Source organism: Piscinibacter gummiphilus (assembly GCF_032681285.1).
Classification (GTDB): domain Bacteria; phylum Pseudomonadota; class Gammaproteobacteria; order Burkholderiales; family Burkholderiaceae_C; genus Rhizobacter; species Rhizobacter gummiphilus_A.
Genome location: NZ_CP136336.1, coordinates 3,849,135 through 3,873,423, shown reverse-complemented (window position 1 = coordinate 3,873,423; position 24,289 = coordinate 3,849,135). Strand labels below are relative to the sequence as shown.

At 68.7% G+C, this 24,289-nt stretch carries 24 protein-coding genes and 1 riboswitch; of the genes, 15 read left to right on the top strand and 9 right to left on the bottom strand.

What is annotated here, in order from left to right; all coding sequences use genetic code 11:
• Positions 1-12: 12 nt before the first annotated feature.
• Together RXV79_RS18080 and RXV79_RS18075 are read right to left on the bottom strand one after the other, a co-directional pair.
• The gene (locus RXV79_RS18080; RefSeq protein ID WP_316699467.1) at positions 13-1,551 is read right to left on the bottom strand and encodes a carotenoid oxygenase family protein; all 1,539 of its coding nucleotides are present in this window, start codon (positions 1,549-1,551) and stop codon (positions 13-15) included.
• Between the two features lie 16 nt (positions 1,552-1,567).
• Entirely contained in the window at positions 1,568-1,984 is a 417-nt protein-coding gene (locus RXV79_RS18075; RefSeq protein WP_316699466.1) for a DUF2141 domain-containing protein, read from the bottom strand.
• A 237-nt stretch (positions 1,985-2,221) separates the two neighbouring features.
• Between RXV79_RS18075 and RXV79_RS18070 the strand changes: the two genes are divergently transcribed.
• The 4 genes from RXV79_RS18070 (at position 2,222) to RXV79_RS18055 (ending at position 4,015) form a co-directional block, all read left to right on the top strand.
• Complete coding sequence (locus RXV79_RS18070; protein ID WP_316699465.1) at positions 2,222-2,674, top strand: Hsp20/alpha crystallin family protein; 453 nt, start codon at positions 2,222-2,224, stop codon at positions 2,672-2,674.
• Between the two features lie 24 nt (positions 2,675-2,698).
• Complete coding sequence (locus RXV79_RS18065; RefSeq protein ID WP_316699464.1) at positions 2,699-3,079, top strand: Hsp20/alpha crystallin family protein; 381 nt, start codon at positions 2,699-2,701, stop codon at positions 3,077-3,079.
• A gap of 89 nt (positions 3,080-3,168) precedes the next feature.
• A complete protein-coding gene (locus RXV79_RS18060) occupies positions 3,169-3,525 on the top strand; it encodes an ArsR/SmtB family transcription factor (RefSeq protein WP_316699463.1) in 357 nt (118 codons plus the stop codon).
• On the top strand, positions 3,509-4,015 hold the full coding sequence (locus RXV79_RS18055; RefSeq protein WP_316699462.1) for an SRPBCC family protein: 507 nt from the start codon (positions 3,509-3,511) through the stop codon (positions 4,013-4,015). The genes RXV79_RS18060 and RXV79_RS18055 overlap by 17 nt, the downstream gene beginning before the upstream one ends.
• A gap of 645 nt (positions 4,016-4,660) precedes the next feature.
• On the opposite strand, the gene RXV79_RS18050 is transcribed toward RXV79_RS18055, so the two are convergent.
• The gene (locus RXV79_RS18050; protein ID WP_316704147.1) at positions 4,661-5,563 is read right to left on the bottom strand and encodes a ketopantoate reductase family protein; all 903 of its coding nucleotides are present in this window, start codon (positions 5,561-5,563) and stop codon (positions 4,661-4,663) included.
• A gap of 135 nt (positions 5,564-5,698) precedes the next feature.
• On the opposite strand from RXV79_RS18050, the gene RXV79_RS18045 reads away from it, so the two are divergent.
• Positions 5,699-7,132, top strand: coding sequence for an aldehyde dehydrogenase family protein (locus tag RXV79_RS18045; RefSeq protein WP_316704145.1), 1,434 nt, complete (start codon positions 5,699-5,701; stop codon positions 7,130-7,132).
• A gap of 63 nt (positions 7,133-7,195) precedes the next feature.
• On the opposite strand, the gene RXV79_RS18040 is transcribed toward RXV79_RS18045, so the two are convergent.
• Positions 7,196-8,350 carry an acyl-CoA dehydrogenase family protein gene (locus RXV79_RS18040; RefSeq protein WP_316699461.1) on the bottom strand — a complete coding sequence of 385 codons (1,155 nt, stop codon included), beginning with the start codon at positions 8,348-8,350 and terminating at the stop codon, positions 7,196-7,198.
• Between the two features lie 152 nt (positions 8,351-8,502).
• Here RXV79_RS18040 and RXV79_RS18035 point away from each other — a divergent pair, with 152 nt between their 5' ends.
• The 3 genes from RXV79_RS18035 to RXV79_RS18025 all read left to right on the top strand — a co-directional run bounded on the left by RXV79_RS18035 (position 8,503) and on the right by RXV79_RS18025 (position 11,771).
• Entirely contained in the window at positions 8,503-9,465 is a 963-nt protein-coding gene (locus RXV79_RS18035) for an ABC transporter ATP-binding protein (RefSeq protein WP_316699460.1), read from the top strand.
• On the top strand, positions 9,462-10,247 hold the full coding sequence (locus RXV79_RS18030; protein ID WP_316699459.1) for an ABC transporter permease: 786 nt from the start codon (positions 9,462-9,464) through the stop codon (positions 10,245-10,247). The genes RXV79_RS18035 and RXV79_RS18030 overlap by 4 nt, the downstream gene beginning before the upstream one ends.
• Positions 10,248-10,319: 72 nt before the next feature.
• Entirely contained in the window at positions 10,320-11,771 is a 1,452-nt protein-coding gene (locus tag RXV79_RS18025; protein WP_316699458.1) for a putative bifunctional diguanylate cyclase/phosphodiesterase, read from the top strand.
• Here the strand turns inward: RXV79_RS18025 and RXV79_RS18020 are convergent.
• From RXV79_RS18020 to RXV79_RS18005, 4 genes are all read right to left on the bottom strand, one after another.
• Complete coding sequence (locus RXV79_RS18020) at positions 11,766-11,927, bottom strand: hypothetical protein (RefSeq protein WP_316699457.1); 162 nt, start codon at positions 11,925-11,927, stop codon at positions 11,766-11,768. The two genes, RXV79_RS18025 and RXV79_RS18020, sit on opposite strands and share 6 nt — an antisense overlap.
• Positions 11,924-12,685: a DUF899 domain-containing protein gene (locus RXV79_RS18015; RefSeq protein ID WP_316699456.1), complete on the bottom strand. Its 762-nt coding sequence runs from the start codon at positions 12,683-12,685 to the stop codon at positions 11,924-11,926. The genes RXV79_RS18020 and RXV79_RS18015 overlap by 4 nt, the downstream gene beginning before the upstream one ends.
• 104 nt (positions 12,686-12,789) lie before the next feature.
• Positions 12,790-13,443, bottom strand: a complete 654-nt coding sequence (locus tag RXV79_RS18010; RefSeq protein ID WP_316699455.1) for a Vgb family protein — start codon at positions 13,441-13,443, stop codon at positions 12,790-12,792.
• A 55-nt stretch (positions 13,444-13,498) separates the two neighbouring features.
• The gene (locus RXV79_RS18005) at positions 13,499-14,719 is read right to left on the bottom strand and encodes a helix-turn-helix domain-containing protein (RefSeq protein ID WP_316699454.1); all 1,221 of its coding nucleotides are present in this window, start codon (positions 14,717-14,719) and stop codon (positions 13,499-13,501) included.
• Positions 14,720-14,759: 40 nt separating this feature from the next.
• Between RXV79_RS18005 and RXV79_RS18000 the strand changes: the two genes are divergently transcribed.
• Positions 14,760-14,960 carry an oxidoreductase-like domain-containing protein gene (locus RXV79_RS18000; protein WP_316699453.1) on the top strand — a complete coding sequence of 67 codons (201 nt, stop codon included), beginning with the start codon at positions 14,760-14,762 and terminating at the stop codon, positions 14,958-14,960.
• Positions 14,961-14,965: 5 nt separating this feature from the next.
• Here RXV79_RS18000 and RXV79_RS17995 read toward each other — a convergent pair whose 3' ends face one another.
• Complete coding sequence (locus RXV79_RS17995; protein ID WP_316699452.1) at positions 14,966-16,048, bottom strand: MBL fold metallo-hydrolase; 1,083 nt, start codon at positions 16,046-16,048, stop codon at positions 14,966-14,968.
• 194 nt (positions 16,049-16,242) lie between these two features.
• Positions 16,243-16,354: riboswitch (guanidine-I (ykkC/yxkD leader) on the top strand.
• Positions 16,355-16,415: 61 nt separating this feature from the next.
• Between RXV79_RS17995 and RXV79_RS17990 the strand changes: the two genes are divergently transcribed.
• The 6 genes from RXV79_RS17990 (at position 16,416) to uca (ending at position 24,272) form a co-directional block, all read left to right on the top strand.
• Positions 16,416-17,474 (top strand): putative urea ABC transporter substrate-binding protein, encoded by a 1,059-nt coding sequence (locus RXV79_RS17990; protein ID WP_316699451.1) that lies wholly within the window; start codon positions 16,416-16,418, stop codon positions 17,472-17,474.
• A 17-nt stretch (positions 17,475-17,491) separates the two neighbouring features.
• Positions 17,492-18,307 (top strand): ABC transporter permease, encoded by an 816-nt coding sequence (locus RXV79_RS17985; protein ID WP_316699450.1) that lies wholly within the window; start codon positions 17,492-17,494, stop codon positions 18,305-18,307.
• Positions 18,304-19,116 (top strand): ABC transporter ATP-binding protein, encoded by an 813-nt coding sequence (locus RXV79_RS17980; RefSeq protein WP_316699449.1) that lies wholly within the window; start codon positions 18,304-18,306, stop codon positions 19,114-19,116. Before RXV79_RS17985 ends, RXV79_RS17980 begins: the two co-directional genes overlap by 4 nt.
• Entirely contained in the window at positions 19,113-19,847 is a 735-nt protein-coding gene (locus RXV79_RS17975; RefSeq protein WP_316699448.1) for an urea amidolyase associated protein UAAP1, read from the top strand. Before RXV79_RS17980 ends, RXV79_RS17975 begins: the two co-directional genes overlap by 4 nt.
• 10 nt (positions 19,848-19,857) lie before the next feature.
• On the top strand, positions 19,858-20,496 hold the full coding sequence (locus RXV79_RS17970) for an urea amidolyase associated protein UAAP2 (RefSeq protein ID WP_316699447.1): 639 nt from the start codon (positions 19,858-19,860) through the stop codon (positions 20,494-20,496).
• A gap of 176 nt (positions 20,497-20,672) precedes the next feature.
• Positions 20,673-24,272 carry an urea carboxylase gene (gene uca / locus RXV79_RS17965; protein ID WP_316699446.1) on the top strand — a complete coding sequence of 1,200 codons (3,600 nt, stop codon included), beginning with the start codon at positions 20,673-20,675 and terminating at the stop codon, positions 24,270-24,272.
• The last annotated feature ends 17 nt before the right edge of the window (positions 24,273-24,289 follow it).

The following is a 24,289-nucleotide window of genomic DNA, read 5'->3' as shown; positions in this document are numbered from 1 at the left end:
GAGCCCAGGCGCTCACGCCGGCACGTGGATCGCGTGCAGGCCGAAGGGCATGAGGCGTGGCATCTCGGCTTGGGCCACCGGCCCGTCGGCCAGGCGCTGCGCCTCGAACACCGAGAAGAGTGTGCGGCCGCGCGCGAGGTCGAGTGCGCTGCCGAGCACCCAGCCGTCGCCTTCGCGCGTGCTGCCGGGGCGGGGCACGAAGAGGTGCTCTTCCACCATCACGTCGGCGCCGTAGCGGTAGTGGTCGGTCTGGCCGCGGCCGATGTCGTGGCGCATCACCGCGTCGTAGCCGGGCCGGTCGCCGGGTGAGAGGCGCAGCGCGGCGAAGACCTGCTGGTGGCGCCGCCCGGTGTAGCGCGGGTCGATGCGCGGGAATTCCGAGCGCTGCGGCAGCACCTGCTGGCGCGCACGCTTTGCCTTGAGGTCGACCTCGATCAGCGTGAGCTGCGCGAATTCCTCGATCGCGAAATGGCCGCGCATCAGCTCCTTGAGGCCGGTGGTGGCATTCCAGGCGTCGCTTGCGCGCATGCAGTCGAGGCGGATCACGCCGTCCTTGTCTTCCCAGGCGTTGCCGATGTGGAAGACGAAGCCCGCGGGCAGATCGAACCACTGCGGCTTGTCGAGAGCGTCTTTCGGCAGCACCAGCACACGCAGCCCGAGCTGCGGCTTCCACACGTGCGCGTCGAGGAAGCTCGTGCCGCTCTTCATGCGCGCGACGTCGAACACCAGCGGCGGCAGCAGGAAGACGAGGTGCTTCTCGGTCACCGCGAAGTCGTGGACCATCGCGATGTCGGGCACCGGCAGCGTGGTGGCGGTGGCGAGCACGCCATCGGGCCGCACGCGGTAGATCGCCAGGCGCCCGGCCATCGCGCTCACGCCGAAGTTCCACAGCGTGCCGTCGGGTTCGATGCGCGGGTGGGCCGAGAAGGGCACGCCGGCAAAGTCGGGCGACCAGGTCTTGATGCCGCGTGTCTCGAGCGTCTTCTCGTCGAGCCGGTAGGCCGAGCCACCTTCCCACAGGGCCATCAGCTCCCCGGCGTGCTTGACCACGCTGGTGTTGGCGGTGTTGAGCGAGTCGGGCCCGGTGGGCGGCTTGGCGTCGGCGAGGAAGGTGCCGAAGCCCGAACTCATCGGCCGGCCGGCGGCGGTGTCGGCGACGAACTTCTCCGTGCGCACGAAGCGCCCCTCGTGCGTGATGCCCTGCGCTCCGAGCGTGTAGCGCTGCATCAGGCCGTCGCCATCGAACCAGTGGTGGTAGCGCGTGCCGCCCAGCGCATGGCGCGCCGGGCCGTTGCGCAGGAAGGCGCCGTGCAGTCCGGTGGGCAGCTTGCCGTGCAGCGTCATCGGCATCGCCGCCACGTCGGCCTGCACGCCCACGTAGGCCTGCGTCCACGGGTGGGCGGCTCGTTGCGACTCGAAGGCGCGGGCCGTGGCCTCGTCGGCACGGGCGCCGAGCGGCAGGGTGACGCCGGGCAGGGCAAGGGCGCCGGCACCGAGCAGGCGCTGCAGCGTGTCGCGGCGGGTGGCGGAGGTGGCGAGGATGTCGTTCATGGTGGCCTCCCTCGCGTCAGCGCAGCGTCACGCGCAGGGTGGTGTCGGCCTGCACGTCGACGGCCGCCTCGCCGAAGGCGGGCGGGCCCATGGTCGGGCTGCCGGTGAAGCCGTAACGCTCAGTGGGCATGCCCAGCACGTTCGTGTCCATCTTGCCGTTGGTGTTTTCGTCGTGGTAGCTGGACAGGGCATAGCGGCCCGGCGCGAGGTCGGTGAAGACCAGCACGGTCTTGTCGCCGGCCGACGGCACCTTGGTGATCTGCACCGCGTTGCCGACCTTCAGCCAGGTCGATTCTTCGTTGTAGAGCGCGGCATTGACGGTGCCTTGCGCCGAGCGGGCGTTGGTGATCTCGACGGTGAGGGTGAGTGCCGCGGCGGTGCCGCCGGTGCAGGCCGAGACGGCGGCAATGGCGATCAGGTGGGTGAGTTTCATGGTGGGTCCTCGCTGGAAAAGAAGTGAGGAGCCGATGGTGGCGAGCGCCCCTTGGGCCGGCGACCGCCATGCGACGAAGTGCCGCTCGGCGGCGTGAACGGCGGCCAGCCGGGGGCGAGCCGATGCGGCGAGGTGCCTGAAAAGGAGGCTCTTGAAATCTTCCGGCCGGTGCACATCTCTGTCCCTGTCGGCGGCCCGTCCGCCGCGCCAGCCAGACGAACCGCAAGGAGGCCACACATGTTTGCTTCGATCCTCAACTACCCCGAAAGCGTCTTCTCCCAGTTCGACCGCCTGCGCCGCGAGCTCGACGACGTGTTCACCGATTCGCGCGCGCCGAGCAGCATCCGCTCGGTGGCCTACGGCAGTGCGCCGCCGCTCAACGTGGGCCGCACGCCGCGGAGCGTGGAGGTCTACGCCTTCGCCCCGGGCCTGGACGCCAGCAAGATCGACGTCACGCTCGACCGCGGCGTGCTGCGCATCAGCGGCGAGCGTGCCGCCGACGTGCCCGAGAAAGACGTGAAGACCACCGTCTACGCCCGTGAGCGCAGCGTGGGCCGCTTCACCCGCTCGGTGGCGTTGCCCGACGACGTCGACCCCGACCAGGTGACCGCGACCTACCGCGATGGCGTGCTGCAGATCAGCATCGCCCGCAAGGAAGCCGCGCAACCCAAGCGCATCACGGTGCAGTAACCCACGACAGCGAAGGAGACTCTCATGAGCACCCGCAACGACATCGCCACTTCCTCGCCCGCGCAGGAAACGCTGCGCGCCGTGCAGCCCGCCATCGACGTCTACGAGACCGACGCGAGCATCACCCTGCTGGCCGACATGCCCGGCGTGCCGCGCGAGCAGCTGGAGATCCACGTCGAAGGCGACTCGCTGCTGATCCAGGGCGAAGCCAAGCCGCAGATCGCCGCCGACCTGGAGCCCCTGTGGGCGGAGGTGCGCACGCCGCGCTATCGCCGCAGCTTCACGCTGAGCCGCGAGCTCGACACGTCGCGCATCGAGGCCAACCTGAAGGACGGCGTGCTGACGCTGCGCATCCCCAAGCAGGCCCAGGCGCAGCCGCGGCGCATCCAGGTCGGCGTGGCCTGAGCGACTGCAGCGACGCAAGAAGCCCGCAGCGACCCTGCGGGCTTTTTTATCTCCTTTATATTCCGCAGTGGCTATATACTGATTCGGCCATGCAAACCGATGCCTTGAACCTCGCTTTCGCGGCGCTGGCCGACCCGACGCGGCGCGCCATCGTCGCCCGGCTTGCGCAGGGCGAAGCGACCGTCAACGAGCTGGCCGAGCCCTTCGACCTGAAGCAGCCGTCGATCTCCAAGCACCTCAAGGTGCTCGAGCGCGCCGGGCTCATCTCGCGCAGCCGAGCGGCGCAGACGCGCCCCTGCCGGCTGGAGGTGGCACGCCTCAAGGACGTGGCCGATTGGGTCGGTGCGTATCGCCAGATGTGGGAAGACAGCTTCGACAAGCTCGATGCCTTCCTGAAGACCGCCACACCTACTTCCAGAGGAAAGCCCCATGGCCGCAAACGCTGACGACGCCACCGTGTTCGATTTCACCCGCCACTACGACCGGCCGCTCGCCACGGTGTGGAAGGCCTGGAGCGAGGCCGAGGCGCTGCAGCAGTGGTGGGGGCCGAAGGGGTGCTCCATCGAGGTGGCTCGCTTCGAGTTTCGTCCTGGCGGTTTCTTCCACTACGCGATGAAGTTTCCTGGCGCCGAGCCGATGTGGGGGCGGTTCAACTACCGGGTGATCGAGGCTCAGAAGCGGCTGGTGTGGCTCAACTCGTTTGCCAATGAGCGCTGCGGGATTGCGCGGGCGCCGTTCAGCGAGGACTGTCCGTTGGAGATCGAGAACAGTGTTTTCTTTTCCGAAGCTGGGGGGCGGACGACGGTGTCTTTGCGGGCGCGGCCGTTTGGGGAGTTGGTGGCGGAGCGGCGGTATTTTGAGGAGTTGCGGCCTTCGCTGAATGAGGGTTATGGGGGTACGTTTGATCAGTTGGGGGAGTTTTTGCGCACTGCGTGAGGCGCTGCCGGGATTTCGCCCCGGCGGGCGACCTTCTTTTCTTTGCTTGCCCAAAGAAAAGAAGGCAAAAGAAAGGGCACCCCGTTCGCTCGGTCGGCCTAGGGCCGACTACTCTGCGCTGCTCGGTCTTGGGGTGTCGGGCAGAACTCACTCCGCGAGCTTCGCTCGCTACGTTCAAACAGCTGCCCGAAGTCAGTTCACGAAGCGTGCTTCGCACGCCACCCCAAGCCCTGCGCTGCTCGACGGCTCTCAAGGGCCCCGGGATACCCTCGCCCGCTGCGCGGGCCTCGTACTCTCGGCTCGCTTCGCCTCGTGCTTGATGGGTGGGGCGCGCAGCGCTCTCACGTCGGAGGCGATGCGAAGCGAGCCGTAGGGCTACCCGTGGGTGGCGTCGAGGAGCGCAGGGCTTGAGGGGGCGCGCGTCAGCGCGTTCGTGAACTGACTTCGGGCAGCTGTTTGAGCGCAGCGCCGCAGGCGCGTAGCGAGTTCTGCCCGACCCCTCAAGCCCGAGCACCGCAGAGCAGTCCGGCCTGCGGCCGGACCGCCACCGTCGGGTCGCCTTTTCTTGGTTACTTCTTTTGGCGAAGCAAAGAAAGTAACTCGGCCGCCGGGCCGAGACCCGGCAAGCAGCTACGCAGCGCAACCCTATGCCGAAGCCCGCTTAGCCTCCACCAGCTTCACCATCACATGCAACACGCGATTGGCCGGCGTAGGCACCCCCAGCGCATCCCCCCGCCTCACCACCAGCCCATTGAGATGATCAATCTCGCTCAGCTTCCCCCGCGCCACATCCTGCGCCGTCGATGAATACTGCCCCGGCATGGTCTCGCCAATCCGCCAGGTGGCCGCCGTCACGTCACCCGGCACGGTGATGCCTTCCGCCGCCGCCACCGCGAGGCACTCGGCGATCACGTCGCCGATCACATCCCGCACGCCGTCCACCTTCAGCAGGCCACCGTAAGGCAGCTGGGCCACCGCTGAAAGCGCGTTGTAGGCACAGTTGATGGTGAGCTTGGCCCACAGCGCGCCGCGCACGTCGGCCGAGACCTCGGTGGGCACGCCCGCGGCGATGAGCGTGCGGGCGAGTTCGTCGCTGCCTGTGAAGGGCTCGATCACGAGGTCGCCGCGCCCGTGGTGCTTCAGGTGGCCGGGGCCCGCCATCTCGGTGGCCACGTAGACCACCACGGCGGCCACGGTGTGCTGCGGCAGCACGCGGCGCAGCCGCTCGGCGTTGTCGACGCCGTTTTGCAGGCTCAGCACCACCGCGCCGGGGGCCAGGTGCGGGCGGATCTCTTCGCCCGCCGATTCGGTGTCGCCCGACTTCACGCAGAAAAGCACCAGCTGCGCGCCGGCCACGGCCGAGGCCTCGGTGCTGGCCTGCACCGGCACCCGCTCGTCGAAGCTTTTCGTGTCCATGCGCAGCCCGCCGCGGCCGATGGCTTCCACGTGTTGCGGCCGGCCGATCAGCGTGACGCGGTGGCCGGCGCGCGCGAGCATGCCGCCGTAGAAGCAGCCAACGGCACCGGCGCCCATCACGGCGACGGTCAACTTCGAGGGGTTCGTGTGTTCTTGCATGGGCGTTCAAGAGTGCGTCAAAAAGGCGCAGGGTTTGCGCGCATCGCGGTGCAGCAATGCGTGGCGAATACTAGGCTGTTGTTCTTTTCCTTGCAGGAGCCCATGACCATGCGCGAGTACCTGAAGTTCTACATCAATGGCCGCTGGGTCGACCCCAAGACGCCGAAGACGCTCGATGTCATCAACCCCGCCACCGAAGGCGTAGCTGGTCGGATTTCGATGGGCTCGGCCGCCGATGTCGACGCCGCGGCCAAGGCCGCCCGCGCGGCGTTTGCCACCTACTCTCAGACCACGGTGGACGAGCGCGTGGCCCTGCTCGAACGCATCATTGCCGAGTACAAGAAGCGCTACGCCGACATGGCCGCGGCCATCACCGAAGAGATGGGTGCACCCGTGGCCCTCTCGCAGAACGCGCAGGCCGCGATGGGCGTGGGCCATCTGCAGACGGCGCTCGGCGTGCTCAAGCAGTTCCACTTCAGCGAGCCGCGCGGCAGCACGCTGATCGTGAAGGAGCCGATCGGCGTGTGCGGCTTCATCACCCCGTGGAACTGGCCGGTCAACCAGATCGCGTGCAAGGTGGCGCCGGCGCTGGCGGTGGGCTGCACCATGATCCTGAAGCCCTCGGAAATCGCCCCGTTCTCGGCGCAGATCTGGACGGAGATCCTCGACGCGGCCGGGGTGCCGGCGGGTGTCTTCAACCTCGTCAACGGTGATGGCCCGACGGTGGGGGCCGCGATCTCCAGCCATCCCGAGGTCGACATGGTGTCGTTCACGGGTTCCACCCGCGCCGGCATCGAAGTCGCGCGCAATGCGGCGCCGACCGTGAAGCGTGTGCACCAGGAACTCGGCGGCAAGTCGCCCAACATCATCCTGCCTGATGCCGATCTCAAGAAGGCGGTGACGGCCGGCGTGCGCGGCGTGATGACCAACTCGGGCCAATCGTGCAACGCCCCCACGCGCATGCTAGTGCCGAAGGCGAAGATGGACGAGGCCATCGCCATCGCCAAGGCCGCCGCCGAAGCGACGACTGTGGGCGCACCCGACAGCGGCGCGATGCTCGGCCCGGTGATCTCGGCCACGCAGTGGGACAAGATCCAGACGCTGATCCAGCAAGGCATCAAGGAAGGCGCCACCGTCGTGGCTGGCGGCCCCGGCAAGCCGCAGGGGCTGGAGAAGGGCTACTACGTGAAGCCGACCGTGCTCGCCAAGGTCACCAACGAGATGACGGTGGGCCGCGAAGAAATCTTCGGCCCGGTGCTGGTGATGATCGGCTACGACACGGTCGACCAGGCGGTGGAGATCGCCAACGACACGCCGTACGGCCTGGCGGCCTATGTCTCGGGCACCGACACCGAGCAGGTGCGCAAGGTGGCCTCGCGCCTGCGTGCCGGCCAGGTGAACCTCAACAGCGCGGCGGTCGACATGATGGCGCCGTTTGGCGGCTACAAGCAGTCGGGCAACGGGCGCGAGTGGGGTGACCACGCCTTTGGCGAGTTCCTGGAGACGAAGGCTGTGCTGGGGTACGAGCCCAAGCCGGCCTGATCGAAGGCGCTCAGCAAAACGGCCGCCCGAGGGCGGCCGTTTTTCATGAGGCGAAGACGACGCTTACTGCGCCAATTCCTTGATCATGTTGCGGGCGATCACCATCTGCTGGATCTGGCTCGTGCCCTCGTACAGGCGGAACAGCCGCACGTCGCGGTAGAAGCGCTCCATCGCATGCTCGGCGATGTAGCCCGAGCCACCGAGGATCTGCACGCCGCGGTCGGCCACGCGGCCCACCATCTCGCTCGCATAGAGCTTGGCGCACGAGGCTTCGGTGGAGTGGGGCAGCTTGGCGTCGCGCTTGCGGGCGGCGTCGAGCACCATGCACTCGGCGGCATAGAGCTCGGTCTTGCTGTCGGCGAGCATCGCCTGCACCAGCTGGAATTCGGCGATCGGCTGGCCGAACTGCTTGCGCTCCACGGCGTACTTCAGCGCGTCGTCGAGGATGCGCTTGGCCACGCCCACGCAGATGGCGGCGATGTGGATGCGGCCCTTGTCGAGCACCTTCATCGCGGTGTAGAAGCCCTTGCCTTCCACACCACCGATGAGATTTTCGGCGGGCACGCGGCAGTTGTCGAAGTTCACGTCGCAGGTGTGCGCGCCTTTCTGGCCCATCTTCTTGTCGCGCTTGCCGAGCGTGATGCCGGGCGACTTGGCATCGACGATGAAGGCCGAGATGCCCGAAGCACCTTTCTTGGCCGGGTCGGTGCGCGCCATCAGCGTGAAGATGCCGGCCTGCGGTGCGTTGGTGATGAAGCGCTTGGTGCCGTTCACCACGTAGTGGTCGCCGTCCTTGATGGCGGTGGTGCGCAGCGAGGCCGAGTCGGAGCCCGAGTCGGGCTCGGTCAGCGCGAAGGACGCGATGATTTCGCCGGTCGCCATCTTGGGCAGGAACTTCGCCTTCTGCGCCTCGGTGCCGTCCATCAGGATGCCCTGCGAGCCGATGCCCACCGTGGTGCCGAAGATCGAGCGGAAGGCCGGCGAGGTCTGCCCCATCTCGATCATGGTCAGCACTTCTTCTTCCATGGTCAGCTCGAGGCCGCCGTAGGCCTCGGGAATGGTCAGGCCGAAGAGGCCCAGCTCGCGCATCTCGTCGACGATGGCCTGCGGGATCTCGTCGGTCTCGGAGACTTCATGCTCGGCCGGCACGAGGCGCTCGCGCACGAAGCGGCGCACGCTGTCGACGAGGGCGGTCAGGGTTTCTTGGTCGCGGATCATGATTTTTGGATGGCAGTGCTGAAAAGTCGAAAGCCTAACGCTTCTCGCCTTGTCACTTTGGCGACTTCGACGGTGCCCATGCTGACAGCCTGCCGCCAGCAGTGTTAGCCGCTTGTGCCTACCATGCCGGCCTCGCATCAAGACGAGTCCCCATGTCGACTACCCCTGACTCCCAGGCCGCGGTCTCGATCGCCGGCCTGTCCAAGACCTATGCCGGCGGCTTCCAGGCGCTCAAGCGCGTGGACCTCGACATCCGCCGCGGCGAGATCTTCGCGCTGCTTGGCCCCAACGGCGCCGGCAAGACCACGCTGATCTCCATCGTCTGCGGCATCGTCACCGGCAGCGAGGGCCGCGTGACGGTCGCCGGCCACGACATCGTGCGCGACTACCGCGTCACCCGCTCGAAGATCGGCCTCGTGCCGCAGGAGCTCGCGACCGACGCCTTCGAGAGCGTGTGGGCCACGGTGAGCTTCAGCCGCGGCCTCTTTGGCAAGGCGCCCGACCCGGCGCGCATCGAGAAGGTGCTGCGCGACCTGTCGCTCTGGGACAAGCGCAACGAGAAGATCATGGCGCTCTCGGGCGGCATGAAGCGCCGCGTGATGATCGCCAAGGCCCTGTCGCACGAGCCCGAGATCCTGTTCCTCGACGAGCCCACCGCGGGTGTCGACGTGGAGCTGCGCCGCGACATGTGGGAGATGGTGCGCCGCCTGCGCGATGGCGGCGTGACCATCATCCTCACCACCCACTACATCGAAGAAGCCGAGGAGATGGCCGACCGCGTGGGCGTGATCCGCAAGGGTGAGCTGATCCTCGTGGAAGAAAAGGCGACGCTCATGAAGAAGCTCGGCAAGAAGCAGCTCACCATCGAGCTGGAGCAGCCGATGGCCGCGCTGCCGGCCGAGCTGGCGGCGCTGCAGCTCGTGCTCAAGCCGGGCGGCTACACGCTGCAGCGCGACTTCGACGCGGCCGAGGCGAGCGCGGGCGTGGCGCCCATCCTCAAGCGGCTGGGCGACCTCAACATCGGTTTCAAGGACGTGCACACCCAGCAGAGCTCGCTGGAAGACATCTTTGTGAGCCTCGTGCACGACAACAGCAAGGAAGGAGCCCCAGCATGAGCGGCGGCAGCGTCGGAGTGTTCAACCGCCACGGCGTGCTCGCGCTGTATCGCTTCGAGATGGCGCGATTCTTCCGCACGGTGGGGCAGAGCCTCATCACGCCGGTCATCACCACCTCGCTCTACTTCGTGGTCTTCGGCTCGGCCATCGGCCAGCACATGCAGAACGTGAACGGCGTGCCCTATGGCGCCTTCATCGTGCCCGGGCTCATCATGCTGTCGGTGTTCACGCAGAGCCTGTCGAACGCCTCGTTCGGCATCTACTTCCCGCGTTTCACCGGCACGGTCTACGAGATCCTCTCGGCGCCGATCTCGCCCTTCGAGATGGTCGTGGCCTACGTGGGCGCTGCGGCCACCAAGTCGGTGATCCTCGGGGTGGTCACGCTCGCCACCGCCGCCTTCTTCGTGCCGCTGCACATCGCGCACCCGGTGTGGATGGTCGGCTTCCTCGTGCTCACGGCCGTGACCTTCAGCCTCTTCGGCTTCATCATCGGCATCTGGGCCAAGGGCTTCGAGCAGCTGCAGCTCATTCCCATGCTCGTGATCACGCCGCTCACCTTCCTCGGCGGTGCGTTCTACTCGATCGACATGCTGCCGCCGCTGTGGCGCACGGTCACGCTCTTCAACCCGGTGGTGTACCTGATCGACGGTTTCCGATGGAGCTTCGTGGACACCGCCGACGTGGGCGTGGGCTGGAGCCTCGCGGCGGTGAGCTTCCTGCTCGTGGTGTGCATGGGCGTCGTCGCGTGGATGGTGCGCACCGGGTACCGCCTGAAAAATTGACGCCGCGCAAGGTGATGCCGGTCACGGCGGCGCCACACTCAAGGCCCTTGCGGTCCCTGCCGATATCGGCTCATGAAACTCCCCACCCCCAGGTCTGTGCTGTCGGCGCTGCGCGCCCGCCTCGCGCCTGGTGCGGGGGGCGAGCCGTCGCCAGCCGCCGTGAACCCGCGGGCGCTCGATGGCACCAATGATCCGCTGACCGGCCTGCCGGGCCTCACGGCCTTCGAGGGCCTGCTGGCCCAGGCCACGCGGCAGGCCGATGCGGCTTCCACACAGCTGGCGCTGCTCTTCGTCAACCTCGACGACCTGAAGTCGGTGAACATCGCCGCGGGCCGCCAAAGCGGCGACGACGTGTTGCGGCAGGCCGCGAAGCGGTTGCGCTCGATGGTCAAGCCGTTCATGGCCGCGCGGTTGGTGGGCGACGAATTCCTGCTGCTGATGGCCGACGACCCGCAGCCCCGCGACGCCTCGGCCCTGGCGCAGCGGGTGCAGGCGTCGATCGGCCTCCCGTTTCCGCTGGAGCGGGGCGAGGTGTCGCTCAGCTGCTCGATCGGCATCGCGATGTACCCGGAGCATGGCGCGCTCTCGACCATGATTGCCCACGCCCAGGCGGCAATGGGCGAGGCCAAGGCGTCGGGTGGGGCGAGCCACGCCTTCTTCGAGCCCCGCATGATGCGCGGCAAGCGAGACCAGCTCGAGCTGCTGCAGGACCTGCGGCGTGCGCTCTCGCTCAAGCAGCTGGAGCTGTACTACCAGCCCAAGATCCACGCGCCGAGCGGCGAGATCACCGGCGCCGAGGCGCTGCTGCGCTGGAACCACCCGACCCGCGGCATGGTGAGCCCGGGCATCTTCATCCCGATGGCCGAACGCTACGGTCTCATCACCCAGCTCGGCAGCTGGGTGATCGACGAGGCCTGCCGACAGGCGCGTGAGTGGCGCGACCTCGGCCTGCGCCTGAAGGTGGCGATCAACCTCTCGGCGCACCAGCTGCGCCAGCCGAGCCTGGCCTCGGAGATCGCAGACGCCTTGAACACGCACCAGATCAACCCCGATCTCATCACCTGCGAGATCACCGAGACGAGCGCGATGGAAGACGTGGCGACCACCGTGCGCGTGCTCGGCCAGCTCGACGCGCTGGGCGTGCATATCTCCATCGACGACTTCGGCACCGGGCATTCGAGCCTGTCGTACCTGCGCACCCTGCCGGCCGACGAACTGAAGATCGACCGCAGCTTCGTGCTCGACCTGGAAACCAGCGAAGACGCCCGCAAGGTGGCGCTGGCCGTGGTCAACCTTGCCAAGGCGCTCGACCTCAAGGTGGTGGCCGAGGGTGTGGAGACCGAAGGCCAGAACCGCATCCTGCGCGACATGGGCTGCGACCAGCTGCAGGGCTACCTCTTCGCCAAGCCGATGTCGGCCAAGGCGATCGCGCTGTGGGCGATGGAAGACGAAGGCCCGCGCGCGATGGCGTTCCGGGCCTCCGTCTTCAAGCCGACCGGCTTCCGGGACACCGCGCCCTCATGAGCCCACGGCTGCGCGGCAGATCGCCAGCAGCGGCACCGAGGCGATCCATGCGGCATTCAGTGCGGCCACCAGCACGGTGAGCCCGCAATGGCCGAGCACCACGACGCCACAGGCCGCAAGACCCTTGCCGACGCGGCTCATGCGCACGCGGTTCATGACGCCTCGCAGCCGCAGGCGCTGCCCGTCTTCTTCGCGGTGTCGTAGCGGTCGTGGTGGCGCACCCAGCCCATGGTGTACGGCAGGCCCGCTTCGTCACGACCCTTGGGCGTGATGTCGATCAGGTCGTAGGCGCCCATCATCAGCTCGACGCCGCGGCCATAGGTCGAGTACGTGTGGAAGACCTGGCCTTTCTCATCCAGGATGAAGGCGCTGACGCCCGGCGCTTCCTCGAGTGGGAAGGCGGTCATGCCGTAGTTGTAGAAGACCTCGCCACGCTTTCGCTCCTCGGGGGTGAAGCTCACGTGGAAGTCGAAGTTGAACTCGCAGCCGTTCGACGAGACCCACGGGAACTGCCAACCCATGCGGCGCTTGAAGCGCTCGATCTCGGCCAGCGGGGCACGCGAAACGGCCACGAAGCTCAGGTCGCGCGCGGCCAGGTGCGGCAGCGCGCCGTCCACATGGTCGGCCATGAACGAGCAGCTCGCGCAGCCTTCTTCCCAGCCCGGGGCCAGCATGAAGTGCTGCACGATGAGCTGGCGGCGGCCTTCGAAAAGATCGGCCAGCGTGCGTTGGCCGGTGGGCGTGTCGAAGACGTAGGGCTTGTCGACGAGCACCCATGGCAGCTTCCGCCGCTCGCGGGCCAGCTCGTCGCTCAGGCGCGACATCTCCTTCTCGCGCGCCAGCAGCGCCTTGCGTTCGGCGACCCAGCGGTCGCGGGTGACGATGGGGTGGTTCAGGGTTTCTGCAGTGCTCATGGATTCGCTCCTTTGGCGTGGTGAAAGACAAAGCGCTGCCCAGCACCCTCGCGGGGCGCGCTCGATGGGGGAACTGGAGAGGTGGCGCTCGCGGCGCCGTCAGGTCAGGCGGTGGCCTTCTTGGGCCGTTTCACGGCGCGCACCTTGCCGCTGCCGCCACCGCCGCAATAGAAGAGATCTGCGCCATCGGATTCGAGGCCGCTCACGCCCACACCCTGGGGCATCTGCAGGCATTGCTGCACGGCGCCGCTCTGCGGGTCGATGCGGCGCAGCTCGCTTTCGTCGCCCTCCCATACGCCGTGCCACAGCTCGCCGTCGACCCAGGTGACGCCGGTCACGAAGCGGTTGGACTCGATGGTGCGCAGCACGCGCCCGGTCTCGGGGTCGATCTGGTGGATCTTGCGGTCGCGGTACTGGCCGACCCACAGGCTGCCTTCGGCCCAGGCCATGCCCGAGTCGGTGCCGTTGCCGGGTGCGGGGATGGAGGCGAGCACACGGCCGCTCGCCGGGTCGATCTTGTCGATGCGTTTCTCGGCGATCTGGTACAGGTGCTTGCCGTCGAAGGCGGTGCCCGCGTCGGCCGGCACGCCGATCGAGCGGGTGACGGCGCCGCTCTTCGGTTCGATGGCGATCAGCTTCGCCCCGGCGGCGGCCCAGACGTGCTCACCATCGTGCGTGATGCCGCCGATCGAGGTGGCGCCGTCGAAAGGGCCGTATTCACGAACGATCTCGGCGGCTTGTGCTTGTGGGGTGCTCATCGTCTTGCTCCTGCGTCTGGTTTCGCGGTGGAAGGGCTGCGCGATGGAAGCAAATCTACGTGAGCGGAAGCGTTGAGGGGAGTAACAAGATCGTCGTGAATCCGGCGATGGGCGCGGCCAGCCAGCGCTGCGCGCGGGCGCGGCCGATGGCGCGCACGCGGCCCTGGGCTTCGAGCTCGGCGAGCGCGCGCTGCACGGTGCGCTGGCTGGAGTCCATCGCCAGCGCCAACGCGGAGGTCGACCAGGCCGCACCGTCGGTGAGCAGCGCTTGCAGCGACGCCTGCTCGCCGTCGATCGGCGGCACCAGCACGGCCAGGGGCCGCGCGTCGAGCGGGGCGATGGCAAAGCCGCGCGCGGTGGCCTCGATGCGGGCGAGCGGTGCGGCGAGCTTGCGCAGCCGGCCGATCTCCACGCGCAGCCGCGCGCGGTGCGTCTCGTCGGGGTGGCGGGTGCGGAAGGCGCAGTCGATCAGCGTGTCGCGCGGCACGTCGTGCGGCCACGCTTCGGCGAGCGCACGGGCCAGCGCGAAAAGCACCGGCCGGCGTGCCAGCGGCAGCCACGCCGCGCCGGCGCGCAGGCCGTGGCGGCAGGCGTCGAGCACCAGCGCGCCGGAGTCGAAGAGCGCTTCCACCTCGGCCAGGCGCAAGGGGCGTTCCGCGTCGGCGTGCAGTTGACGCGCCGCCGGCTGCTCCAGCGCCGTGCGGGCCGCCGCGACCTCGCCCGCCAGCGCCACGATGCCAGCTCGCTCGGCCGCAGCCTGCGCCCGGGCGAGCGCGGCCTGCGCGTCGCGGGTGCGCAGCGAGCGCAACGCGATCTCGGCCGACACCAGCTCGGCCACTGCGCGCAGCGGTGGCGGGAGCGGGCGACCGTCAAGCTGCTGCAAGGCTTCGGCTGCGGTGTCGAGGCGCCCGAGCAGCAAGTGGTGCCGCGCAGCGATCAGCCGCGCCTGCAGCGCATTCGCATGGTCGGCATGCGCTTCGAGGCTCGCGAGTGCCGGCTGCAAGGCACGCGGTGAGTCGCCCAGTTCCCGCATGGCAAGCGCCACCTCGGCCTCGGCGACCACGCAGCGGGCGCGCGCCAGCTCTTCATGCTTGCCGAAGGAGCGCCCGGCCTGGCGCAGCAGCTGGCGCGATCGCGCCAGCTCGCCCAGCTGCGCCATCGCGATGCCGCGCAGGGCGAGCGCCGGCGGGTCGTCGCGCAGGCTGATGTGCTTGAGCGCGCCGAGCGCGTCACCGCCCGCCAGTGCGCGGGCCGAAGCGGCGATGAGGGAGTCCATCGTGCGAGGTTAGCGCGGGCGCTGCGGGACAATCCCGCGCATGAGTTCTCCAGATGTGCCGAACCCCGATCCGAAACCCGAGCCTCCGGTGGCGCCCGACTTCGACCAGTGCTGCGGCAACGGCTGCGAGCCCTGCATCTTCGACTTGCACGACATGGCGATGGACCAGTACCGCCAGGCGTTGCGCGCGTGGAACGCGCGGCGAGAGGCCGACACGGCCAGGGTGCCCAGGGAGGGCTGAGGCTCTTACTTCAGCCCCGCCCACCAGCGCTTGTTGACCCGCGGCTGGCCCACGGTCATCACCTCGCCGATCTCGGGTGTGGCGAGTTCGAGGCCCTTCGCGGCCGACAGGTCGGCCAGGCGGTTGAGTGGGTCCTGCCAGGTGTGGAAGGCGAGGTCGAAGGTGCTGTTGTGCACCGAGTACAGCACCTTGGCGCGCAGGTCCTGGAAGGCCTGCACGGTCTCCTCGGGCGTCATGTGCACGGCGGGCCAGTAGGCGTCGTAGGCGCCGTTTTCCATCAGTGCGAGGTCGAAGCCGCCGAAGCGCTCGCCGATCTGGCGGAAGCCGGGGAAGTAACCCGAGTCGCCGCTGTAGTAGAGGCGCTGCTCGCCGCTCTGGATCACCCACGACGCCCACAGCGTTGTGTTGCGGTCGGTGAGCGTGCGGCCCGAGAAATGCTGCGAGGGCGTGGCGGTGAGCTGCACGCCGTCGTGTGTGGTGGCCTGCCACCAGTCGAACTCCTGCACGCGCTCGGCGGGCACGCCCATCTCGAGCAGACGCGCCTTCACGCCGAGCGGCACGAAGTAGCGCTGCACCTTCGTGGCCAGGTATTCGATGGTGGGCACGTCGAGGTGGTCGTAGTGGTCGTGCGAGAGAAGTAGCCCCTCGATCGGCGGCAGTTCCTGCAGCGTGAGCGGCGGCGCATGGAAGCGCTTCGGGCCGATGAAGCCCACCGGCGACACCCGCTCGCCGAACACCGGGTCGATGAGCCAGTACTTGCCGCGCAGCTTGAGCAGGTGCGACGAGTGGCCGAGCCGCACCAGGTGGTTGGCCTGCGCATCGAGCGCATCGAGCTGCGCGCGCGTCAAGGGCCGCACGGGGATCGGGTCGACCGGCACCGTGCCGACCTTGTCAGCGAAGAGAAAGCGTGACCAGATCTTCCAGCCGCCGGCGCCGGGTGGCGTCTGCGGGTTGGGTGGGTTGGCGAAGAGGCAGGCCGTGAACTGCGGCGAGCTGGCGTAGGGCGATTCGCAGCTGCCGCTGCTGGCCCACGCAGCGGCGGCCAGGCCGCACACGATGACGAGCCCGAGGCGCAGTGAGGTTTTCATGCGGCGCAGTGTGCACGAGGTGCGAGCAGCCCGTGCCCGAGCGGCGGCGCTGCACCTGAACGGCGCGCATGCGAAGCCACGGAGCCCGATGTTGGTGCGAAAGGGTGCGTCACAGCCCGCGGGGCGTCGTGCTGCGCCCGGGTATGGGTATTGCTAACGCTCTGGCCTGGGAGCAGCTGCATGCTGCAGTACCTTAAATGGCTGGCTAGGGTTCCGGCCCGCGCGATCTCACGACAACGCGGGTGACTGGTCCGAGAGCTGGCGACCTCGATCGGGGTTACACGGCGGGACAAAAGCCCGGGAGAGCAACACCAGTGGTGGTGTGACGCTGCTCCCGCCGTCCGTCCAACCCAACCGGAGTGTCGTCATGTTCTCGCGCCAACTTCTGAGTGCTCTCGTCCTCGGCCTCGCCGGCCTGATCAGCCCGGGCGCACACGCCGCCCCCAAGACCCAGTTCAACGTCTGCTGGACCATCTACGCCGGCTGGATGCCGTGGGAATACGCCGGTGCGCAAGGCATCGTCGACAAGTGGGCCAAGAAGTACGGCATCAACATCAAGGTCACGCAGATCAACGACTACGTCGAGTCGATCAACCAGTACACCGCGGGCCAGTTCGACGGCTGCACCATGACCAACATGGATGCGCTGACCATCCCCGCGGCCGGCGGCGTCGACAGCACCGCGCTGATCCCGGGCAGCTACTCCAACGGCAACGACGGCATCGTGCTGAAGGGCAAGGGCAAGACGCTCAAGGACCTGAAGGGCCAGAACGTGCACCTGGTGCAGTTCTCGGTCTCGCACTACCTGCTGGCCCGTGGCCTCGACCAGGCCGGCCTGCGCGAGCGTGACGTGAAGGTGGTGAACACCTCGGACGCCGACATCGCCGGCGCCTTCGCCACGCCCAAGGTCACCGCCGCCGTCACCTGGAACCCGCAGCTCGCCACCGTCGCTGCCACGCCGGGCGCGGTCAAGGTGTTCGACTCCAGCCAGGTGCCGGGCGAGATCATCGACCTGATGGTGGTCAACACCGCCACGCTGAAAGACAACCCCGCGCTCGGCAAGGCCCTCACCGGCGCCTGGTTCGAGGTGATGGCGCTGATGAAGGCCGGCAACGTGCCCGCGCTCACGCACATGGCCAAGGCCTCGGGCACCACGCTCGACGACTACAAGTCGCAGTTGAAGACCACCGCGCTGATGTTCACGCCGGCTGAGGCCGTCAGCTTCGTCACCTCGCCGAAGCTCGCCGAGACGATGAAGCGTGTCTCGAAGTTCTCGTTCGAAAAGAAGCTGCTGGGCGACAACGCGAAGAGCGCCGATGCGATCGGCGTGGCCTTCCCGGGCGGCGCGGTCAACGGCAACGCGAAGAACACCAAGCTGCGTTTCGACGACACCTACCTGCGCCTCGCCGCCGACGGCAAGCTCTGAGCCCAGGGCCGACCGAGATGCGCTTCGTCAACCGCCAACCCGGGCACGGCGGCCGGTGGCTGCTCGCGCTGCTGCCGCTGATCCTGCTCCTCGCGGCGTATGCGACGGGCTCGGCCCTGCGCCTGGCCGACAACCCCGAGGACAAGCTGCTGCCCAGCGCCGCGCAGATGGTGGAGGCCATCGACCGCATGGCCTTCACGCAGGACGAGCGCACCGGCGATTACCTGCTGTGGGCCGACACCGCGGCGAGCCTCGTGCGGCTGGGCCTGGGCCTCGGCATCGCGGCGCTCGCCGGGCTGTGCCTGGGCATCGCGGCGGGCACCTTCCCGCTGCTGCGCGCGCCGCTCTCGCCGCTGCTCACGCTGCTGTCGATGGTGCCGCCGGTGGCGATCCTGCCCATCCTCTTCATCGTCTTCGGGTTGGACGAGTTGTCGAAGGTGATGCTGATCGTCATCGGCATCACGCCGGTGCTGGCGCGCGACCTGGAGCAGCGTGCCCGAGAGATCCCGCGCGAGGTGCTGGTGAAGGCGCAGACGCTGGGCGCCAACAGCTGGACGCTGGTGCTGCGGGTGGTGCTGCCGCAGCTGCTGTCGCGCCTCTTGGTGTCGCTGCGGCTGATGCTCGGTTCGGCCTGGCTCTTCCTGATCTGCGCCGAGGCGATCTCGGCGACCAGCGGCCTGGGCTACCGCATCTTCCTCGTGCGCCGCTACATGGCGATGGACGTGATCCTGCCCTACGTGGTGTGGATCACGCTGCTCGCCTGGGCCAGCGACCACCTGCTGCGCCGGCTCAACCAGTGGTGCTTCCCGTGGTCAGTGGGGGAGAAGCCATGAGCGCCGCGCCGTACTTGCAGATCCGCAACGTCTGGCAGGCCTACGACGGCCACGTGGTGCTGGAGCGCCTGAACCTCACGGTGGAGGAGGGCGAGTTCTGCACGCTGGTGGGCGCTTCGGGCTGCGGCAAGTCGACCTTCCTGCGCCTGCTGCTGGGCCAGGAGCGGCCGACCAGGGGCGAGCTGCTATTGCGTGGTGCACCTCTGCGCAGCGAGCCCGATGCGAGCCGTGGCGTGGTCTTCCAGCGCTACTCGGTGCTGCCGCACCTGAGTGTGCTCGACAACGTGGCGATCGGCCTGGAGCTGACCCAGGCGCCGCTGCTCGGCCGCCTCTTCGGCAAGCGCAAGCAGGCCGCGCGCGACCAGGCGGCGCGCCTGCTGGAGCGTGTGGGCCTCGGCCATGCACTGCACAAGTACCCGAGCCAGCTTTCGGGTGGCATGCAGCAGCGCCTCGCGATCGCGCAGGCGCTGATCACGCGGCCGAGCGTGCTGCTGCTCGACGAGCCCTTCGGCGCGCTCGACCCCGGCATCCGCAAGGACATGCACGCGCTGTTGCTGGAGCTGTGGCGCGAGACGCGGCTCACGGTCTTCATGGTCACGCACGACCTCTCCGAAGGCTTCAACCTCGGCACGCGCCTGCTCGTGTTCGACAAGGTGCGCATCGACCCGCAGGCCCCGCAGGCCTATGGCGCGCGCATCACCTACGACATCCCGCTCAACCAGGGGCGGCTCGCGTCCGGCCAGCCGATCGCATCGCTGCTGCCGAAAGGCACACCGCAGCCCCTGGCGTCTTCGATGGAGCCTCTATGACGACAACCGAATCGCTGGCGATCCGCGCCACGCTGTATGAAGAGACCGTCCCTGGCGGCGGCCACACCTCGTTCATCCTGAAGCGCGGCCAGGTGCTGCGTCTCACCGATGTCGACGGCGGCGCCAACGTGAGCCTGATGCTGCTCAACGCGCACCAGCCAAGCGAGCGCCTCAACCTGCCCGACACGCTCAAGGGCCAGCACACCGCCAAGCTCACCGCCGGGCACTGCCTCTACTCCGACATGGGCCGCGTGCTGGCCGCCATCACCGCCGACAGCTGCGGCTGGCACGACCCCTTCGGCGGCGTGCTCAACGCCGACGAGGTGCGCGAGAAATACGGCAGCGGCCGCTACCAGGAGCTGCGCAACGACTTCTTCCGCAACGGCCACGACAACCTGCTCGTCGAGATGGGCAAGTGGAACCTCGACCTGCAAGACCTGCTGATGGTCGTCAACCTCTTCAGCAAGGTCACGGTCGACGAGGCGGGCGCCTTCCACTTCGTGCCCGGCCACTCGAAGCCCGGCGACCATGTGGAGCTCTACGCGCCGATGGACACGCTGGTCGTGCTCACCGCCCTGCAGCACCCGATGGACCCGAGCCCCGAGTACGCGCCGCGCCCGGTGCACCTCACCTGGGGCGAGGCGCACAGCGAAGGCCTGAGCCTCGCCTGCCGCAGCTCGCGCCCGGAGAACGAGCGCGCCTTCCACAACACCGAGCGCTTCCACCTCTGAGGAGCCCGCCATGACTGTCATCACCACCAGCGAGCTGCGCGCCGACGAAGCCGTCTTCCGCCACGTGATCCCCGCCGGCGAGCCCTATCTCTTCGAAGTGAAGGCCGGCCAGACCCTGCGCCTGCTCGACCTCGAAGGCAACCAGGCCGTCGACACGCTCTTCTACAGCGCTGCCAACCCGCGCGAGCGCTACGACGCGCAGCGCACCATGCGCCGCCAGAACAAGGTCTACCTCACCACCGGCACGGTGCTGTATTCCAACCTCGGCAATCCGCTGCTCACCATCGTGGCCGACACCTGCGGCCGCCACGACACCCTGGGCGGCGCCTGCGCGCAGGAGAGCAACACCGTGCGCTACGCGCTCGGCAAGCGCTACATGCACAGCTGCCGCGACAACTTCCTCTGCGCCTGCCTGCGCGACGGCCGCATGAACAAGCGCGACATCGCCGCGAACATCAACTTCTTCATGAACGTGCCGGTGACGCCCGTAGGTGGCCTCACCTTTGAAGACGGCATCTCGGCCCCCGGCAAGTACGTCGAGCTGCGCGCCGAGCGCGACGTGATCGTGCTCATCTCCAACTGCCCGCAGCTCAACAACCCCTGCAACGGCTGGAACCCCACCCCCGCGGAGGTGCTGGTATGGAACTGACGCCCCTGTGCCGACGGCTGCTCGCCGCGCTCTTCGGCTTCATGAAGACACGCGCCGGCCTGTACGGCCCCACGCGCAAGCGCTGACCCTCGGCGCCCGAAGCGCCCGCGCCGCGGACGACCGCGGTGCGCACTTCATCGCGGGACGGCCCGCACCGAAGACCGAAGGACGCTCGAATGTTCGACAAGCTGCTCATTGCCAACCGTGGGGCGATCGCCTGCCGCATCCTGCGCACCTTGCGCACGCTGGGCGTGCAGGGCGTGGCCGTGTTCTCCGAGGCCGATGCGGCGAGCCTGCACATCGCGCGGGCCGACCAGGCGCTGAGCCTGGGCGACGGCCCGGCGGCGCAGACCTACCTCGTGGTGCAGAAGATCCTGGCCGCCGCACGCGAGAGCGGTGCGCAGGCCATCCACCCGGGCTACGGCTTCCTGTCCGAAAACGCTGCGTTTGCCGAAGCCTGCGAAGCGGCCGGCATCGCCTTCGTCGGGCCGACGCCCGAGCAGCTGCGTGTCTTCGGCCTCAAGCACACCGCGCGCGCCATCGCGAAGGAGCAGGGCGTGCCGATGCTCGAAGGCACCGGCCTGCTCGACGATGTGGCGCATGCGCTGAAGGCGGGCGAGGAAGTGGGCTACCCGGTGATGCTCAAGAGCACCGCCGGTGGCGGCGGCATCGGCATGCGCGTGTGCCGCGATGCACGCGAGCTGGCCGATGCCTTCGATGCGGTCAGGCACCTCGGGCAGAGCAACTTCGCCGATGCCGGTGTCTTCATCGAGAAGTACATCCAGCGGGCGCGCCACCTCGAAGTGCAGATCTTCGGCGACGGGAACGGCGGCGTGCTCGCGCTCGGCGTGCGCGACTGCTCGGTGCAGCGCCGCAACCAGAAGGTGCTGGAGGAAACCCCCGCGCCCAACCTGCCCGCCGGCATGGCCGAGGCCTTGTGCGCCGCGGCGATCCAGCTCGGCAAAGCCGTGAACTACCGCAGCGCCGGCACGGTGGAGTTCGTCTACGACAGCGAGGACGAGCGTTTCTACTTCCTCGAAGTCAACACGCGGCTGCAGGTGGAGCACGGCGTGACCGAGCAGGTGTGGGGCGTGGACCTCGTTCGCTGGATGGTCGAGCTGGCGGCCGGCGACCTGCCGCCGCTCGAGGAGCTGGCGAAAGGCCTCTCACCGCGCGGCCATGCGATCCAGGCGCGGCTGTACGCCGACGACCCGGGCCGCAACTTCCAGCCTTCGCCCGGCCTGCTGACGCAGGTGCAGTTCCCGGCGGCCGATGGCCGCGCCTTGCGCATTGACACCTGGGTCGAGGCCGGCTGCGAGATCCCGCCTTTCTTCGACCCGATGATCGCGAAGCTGATCACCTGGGCGCCGACGCGCGACGAGGCCCGCGCGGCGCTGGACGTGGCGCTCGGCCAGACGCGGCTCTACGGCGTGGAGACCAACCGCGGCTACCTGCGGCAGATCCTCGCCGATGCGCCGTTTGCGAGCGGCTCGCCGTGGACACGTTGCCTGGAGCAGCTCACCTACCGCGCCGACACCGTCGAGGTGCTGGCCGGCGGCACGCAGACCACGGTGCAGGACCACCCAGGCCGACTGGGCTACTGGGCGGTGGGCGTGCCGCCCTCGGGCCCGATGGACAGCCGCGCGCTGCGCCTGGCCAACCGCCTGCTCGGCAACGCGGCCGATGCGGCCGGGCTCGAGATCACGATGAACGGGCCGACGCTGCGCTTCAACACCGCAGCGGTGGTGGCCGTCACCGGCGCGGCGATCGCGATCGAGCTCGATGGCCAGCCGCAGCCGATGGACACCGTGCTCTCCGTTTCTGCCGGCGCGGTGTTGCGACTGGGCAGCATCGCCGGCGCCGGGGCGCGCAGCTATCTCGGGCTGCGCGGCGGCATCGATGTGCCCGACTACCTCGGCTCGAAGAGCACCTTCACGCTCGGGCAGTTCGGCGGCCATGTGGGCCGTGCGCTGCGGGCGGGCGACGTGCTGCACCTCACGGCGCTGGCCGACGCTTCCGCCGGCGCCAGCCTGCCGCCCGCGTTACGCCTGCCGCTCGGCCGTGTGCGCGAGCTGCGCGTGGTCTACGGCCCGCACGGCGCGCCCGAGTACTTCACGCCGGCCTACATCGGCACCTTCTTCGCCACCGAGTGGGAGGTGCACTTCAACTCCAGCCGCACCGGCGTGCGCCTGATCGGCCCCAAGCCCGAGTGGGTGCGCGACAGTGGCGGCGAGGCGGGCCTGCACCCGTCCAACATCCACGACAACCCCTACGCCATCGGCGCGGTCGACTTCACCGGCGACATGCCGGTGATCCTCGGGCCCGACGGGCCGAGCCTCGGCGGCTTCGTCTGCCCGGTGACGGTGATCGAGGCCGACCTGTGGCAGCTCGGGCAGCTGAAGGCAGGCGACAAGCTGCGCTTCGTGCCGGTCGACATCGCCACCGCCCGGCGGCTCGCGCAGGCGCGCGACGACGAGGTGGCCACGCTGGCCGAGGTGCCGGTGCCGTGGCGGCCCGCGCCGCTCGCCTCGCCCATCGTGCTCGACCTCGGCGGCGGCGACAAACGCCTCGTCGCGCGCCTCGCCGGTGACACCCACCTGCTGCTGGAGATCGGCGACCCCGAGCTCGACCTCGTGCTGCGCTTCCGCGCGCATGCGCTGATGCGCACGCTCGAAGCGCAGGCGCTTGACGGTGTGATCGACCTGACGCCGGGCATCCGCTCGCTGCAGGTGCACTACGCGCCCGGCGTGCTGCCGCTCGAGCGCCTGCTGCAAACGCTCGCCGGCCTGTGGGACGGTGTGTGCGCCTCGCAGGACCTGCAGGTGCCTTCGCGCATCGTGCACCTGCCGCTGTCGTGGGACGACCCCGCCTGCCAGCTCGCGATCCAGAAGTACATGACCACCGTGCGCAAGGACGCCCCCTGGTGCCCGAGCAACCTGGAGTTCATCCGCCGCATCAACGACCTGCCCGACCTCGACGCAGTGCAGCGCACGGTGTTCAACGCGAGCTACCTGGTGATGGGCCTGGGCGACGTGTACCTCGGCGCGCCGGTCGCCACGCCGCTGGACCCGCGGCACCGCCTCGTCACGACGAAGTACAACCCGGCGCGCACCTGGACGGCCGAGAACTCGGTGGGCATCGGCGGTGCGTATCTCTGCGTCTACGGCATGGAAGGGCCGGGCGGCTACCAGTTCGTCGGCCGCACGCTGCAGATGTGGAACCGCTACCGCGACACCGCGGCCTTCGAGGGCAAGCCCTGGCTGCTGCGCTTCTTCGACCAGATCCGCTTCTACCCGGTCTCGGCCGAGGAACTGCTGCGCATCCGCCGCGACTTCCCGCTCGGGCGTTACCCGTTACGCATCGAGCCCACCACGCTGGCGCTCGCCGACTACCAGGCCTTCCTCGCGAGCGAGGCCGAGGGCATCGCGGCCTTCCGTGCGCAACAGCAGGCCGCCTTCCACGCCGAGCGCGAGCGCTGGATCGCCACCGGCCAGGCGCATTTCGAGAGCGACGAAGCGGCAGCGCCGGCAGGCGACGAACAGCCACTGAAGCCCGGACAGTGCGGCGTCGAGAGCTTCGTCGCCGGCAACCTGTGGCAGCTGCAGGTGAGCGTGGGCCAGCAGGTGGCCGCGGGCGAGGTGCTTGCGATCCTGGAGTCGATGAAGATGGAGATCTCGCTCCAGTCGCCCTCGGCCGGCACGGTGCGCGAGGTGCGCGTACAGCCCGGCTCGCCGGTGCGGGCCGGGCAGTACGTGGTGGTGATCGACGAAGCGTGAGCCGGCGACGCAGCCGA

Coding starts and splice junctions, on each gene's coding strand:
- RXV79_RS18080 (WP_316699467.1), bottom strand. CDS start 1,551: ATGAACGACATCCTCGCCACCTCCGCCACCCGCCGCGACACGCTGCAG.
- RXV79_RS18075 (WP_316699466.1), bottom strand. CDS start 1,984: ATGAAACTCACCCACCTGATCGCCATTGCCGCCGTCTCGGCCTGCACC.
- RXV79_RS18070 (WP_316699465.1), top strand. CDS start 2,222: ATGTTTGCTTCGATCCTCAACTACCCCGAAAGCGTCTTCTCCCAGTTC.
- RXV79_RS18065 (WP_316699464.1), top strand. CDS start 2,699: ATGAGCACCCGCAACGACATCGCCACTTCCTCGCCCGCGCAGGAAACG.
- RXV79_RS18060 (WP_316699463.1), top strand. CDS start 3,169: ATGCAAACCGATGCCTTGAACCTCGCTTTCGCGGCGCTGGCCGACCCG.
- RXV79_RS18055 (WP_316699462.1), top strand. CDS start 3,509: ATGGCCGCAAACGCTGACGACGCCACCGTGTTCGATTTCACCCGCCAC.
- RXV79_RS18045 (WP_316704145.1), top strand. CDS start 5,699: ATGCGCGAGTACCTGAAGTTCTACATCAATGGCCGCTGGGTCGACCCC.
- RXV79_RS18040 (WP_316699461.1), bottom strand. CDS start 8,350: ATGATCCGCGACCAAGAAACCCTGACCGCCCTCGTCGACAGCGTGCGC.
- RXV79_RS18035 (WP_316699460.1), top strand. CDS start 8,503: ATGTCGACTACCCCTGACTCCCAGGCCGCGGTCTCGATCGCCGGCCTG.
- RXV79_RS18030 (WP_316699459.1), top strand. CDS start 9,462: ATGAGCGGCGGCAGCGTCGGAGTGTTCAACCGCCACGGCGTGCTCGCG.
- RXV79_RS18025 (WP_316699458.1), top strand. CDS start 10,320: ATGAAACTCCCCACCCCCAGGTCTGTGCTGTCGGCGCTGCGCGCCCGC.
- RXV79_RS18020 (WP_316699457.1), bottom strand. CDS start 11,927: ATGAACCGCGTGCGCATGAGCCGCGTCGGCAAGGGTCTTGCGGCCTGT.
- RXV79_RS18015 (WP_316699456.1), bottom strand. CDS start 12,685: ATGAGCACTGCAGAAACCCTGAACCACCCCATCGTCACCCGCGACCGC.
- RXV79_RS18010 (WP_316699455.1), bottom strand. CDS start 13,443: ATGAGCACCCCACAAGCACAAGCCGCCGAGATCGTTCGTGAATACGGC.
- RXV79_RS18005 (WP_316699454.1), bottom strand. CDS start 14,719: ATGGACTCCCTCATCGCCGCTTCGGCCCGCGCACTGGCGGGCGGTGAC.
- RXV79_RS18000 (WP_316699453.1), top strand. CDS start 14,760: ATGAGTTCTCCAGATGTGCCGAACCCCGATCCGAAACCCGAGCCTCCG.
- RXV79_RS17995 (WP_316699452.1), bottom strand. CDS start 16,048: ATGAAAACCTCACTGCGCCTCGGGCTCGTCATCGTGTGCGGCCTGGCC.
- RXV79_RS17990 (WP_316699451.1), top strand. CDS start 16,416: ATGTTCTCGCGCCAACTTCTGAGTGCTCTCGTCCTCGGCCTCGCCGGC.
- RXV79_RS17985 (WP_316699450.1), top strand. CDS start 17,492: ATGCGCTTCGTCAACCGCCAACCCGGGCACGGCGGCCGGTGGCTGCTC.
- RXV79_RS17980 (WP_316699449.1), top strand. CDS start 18,304: ATGAGCGCCGCGCCGTACTTGCAGATCCGCAACGTCTGGCAGGCCTAC.
- RXV79_RS17975 (WP_316699448.1), top strand. CDS start 19,113: ATGACGACAACCGAATCGCTGGCGATCCGCGCCACGCTGTATGAAGAG.
- RXV79_RS17970 (WP_316699447.1), top strand. CDS start 19,858: ATGACTGTCATCACCACCAGCGAGCTGCGCGCCGACGAAGCCGTCTTC.
- uca (WP_316699446.1), top strand. CDS start 20,673: ATGTTCGACAAGCTGCTCATTGCCAACCGTGGGGCGATCGCCTGCCGC.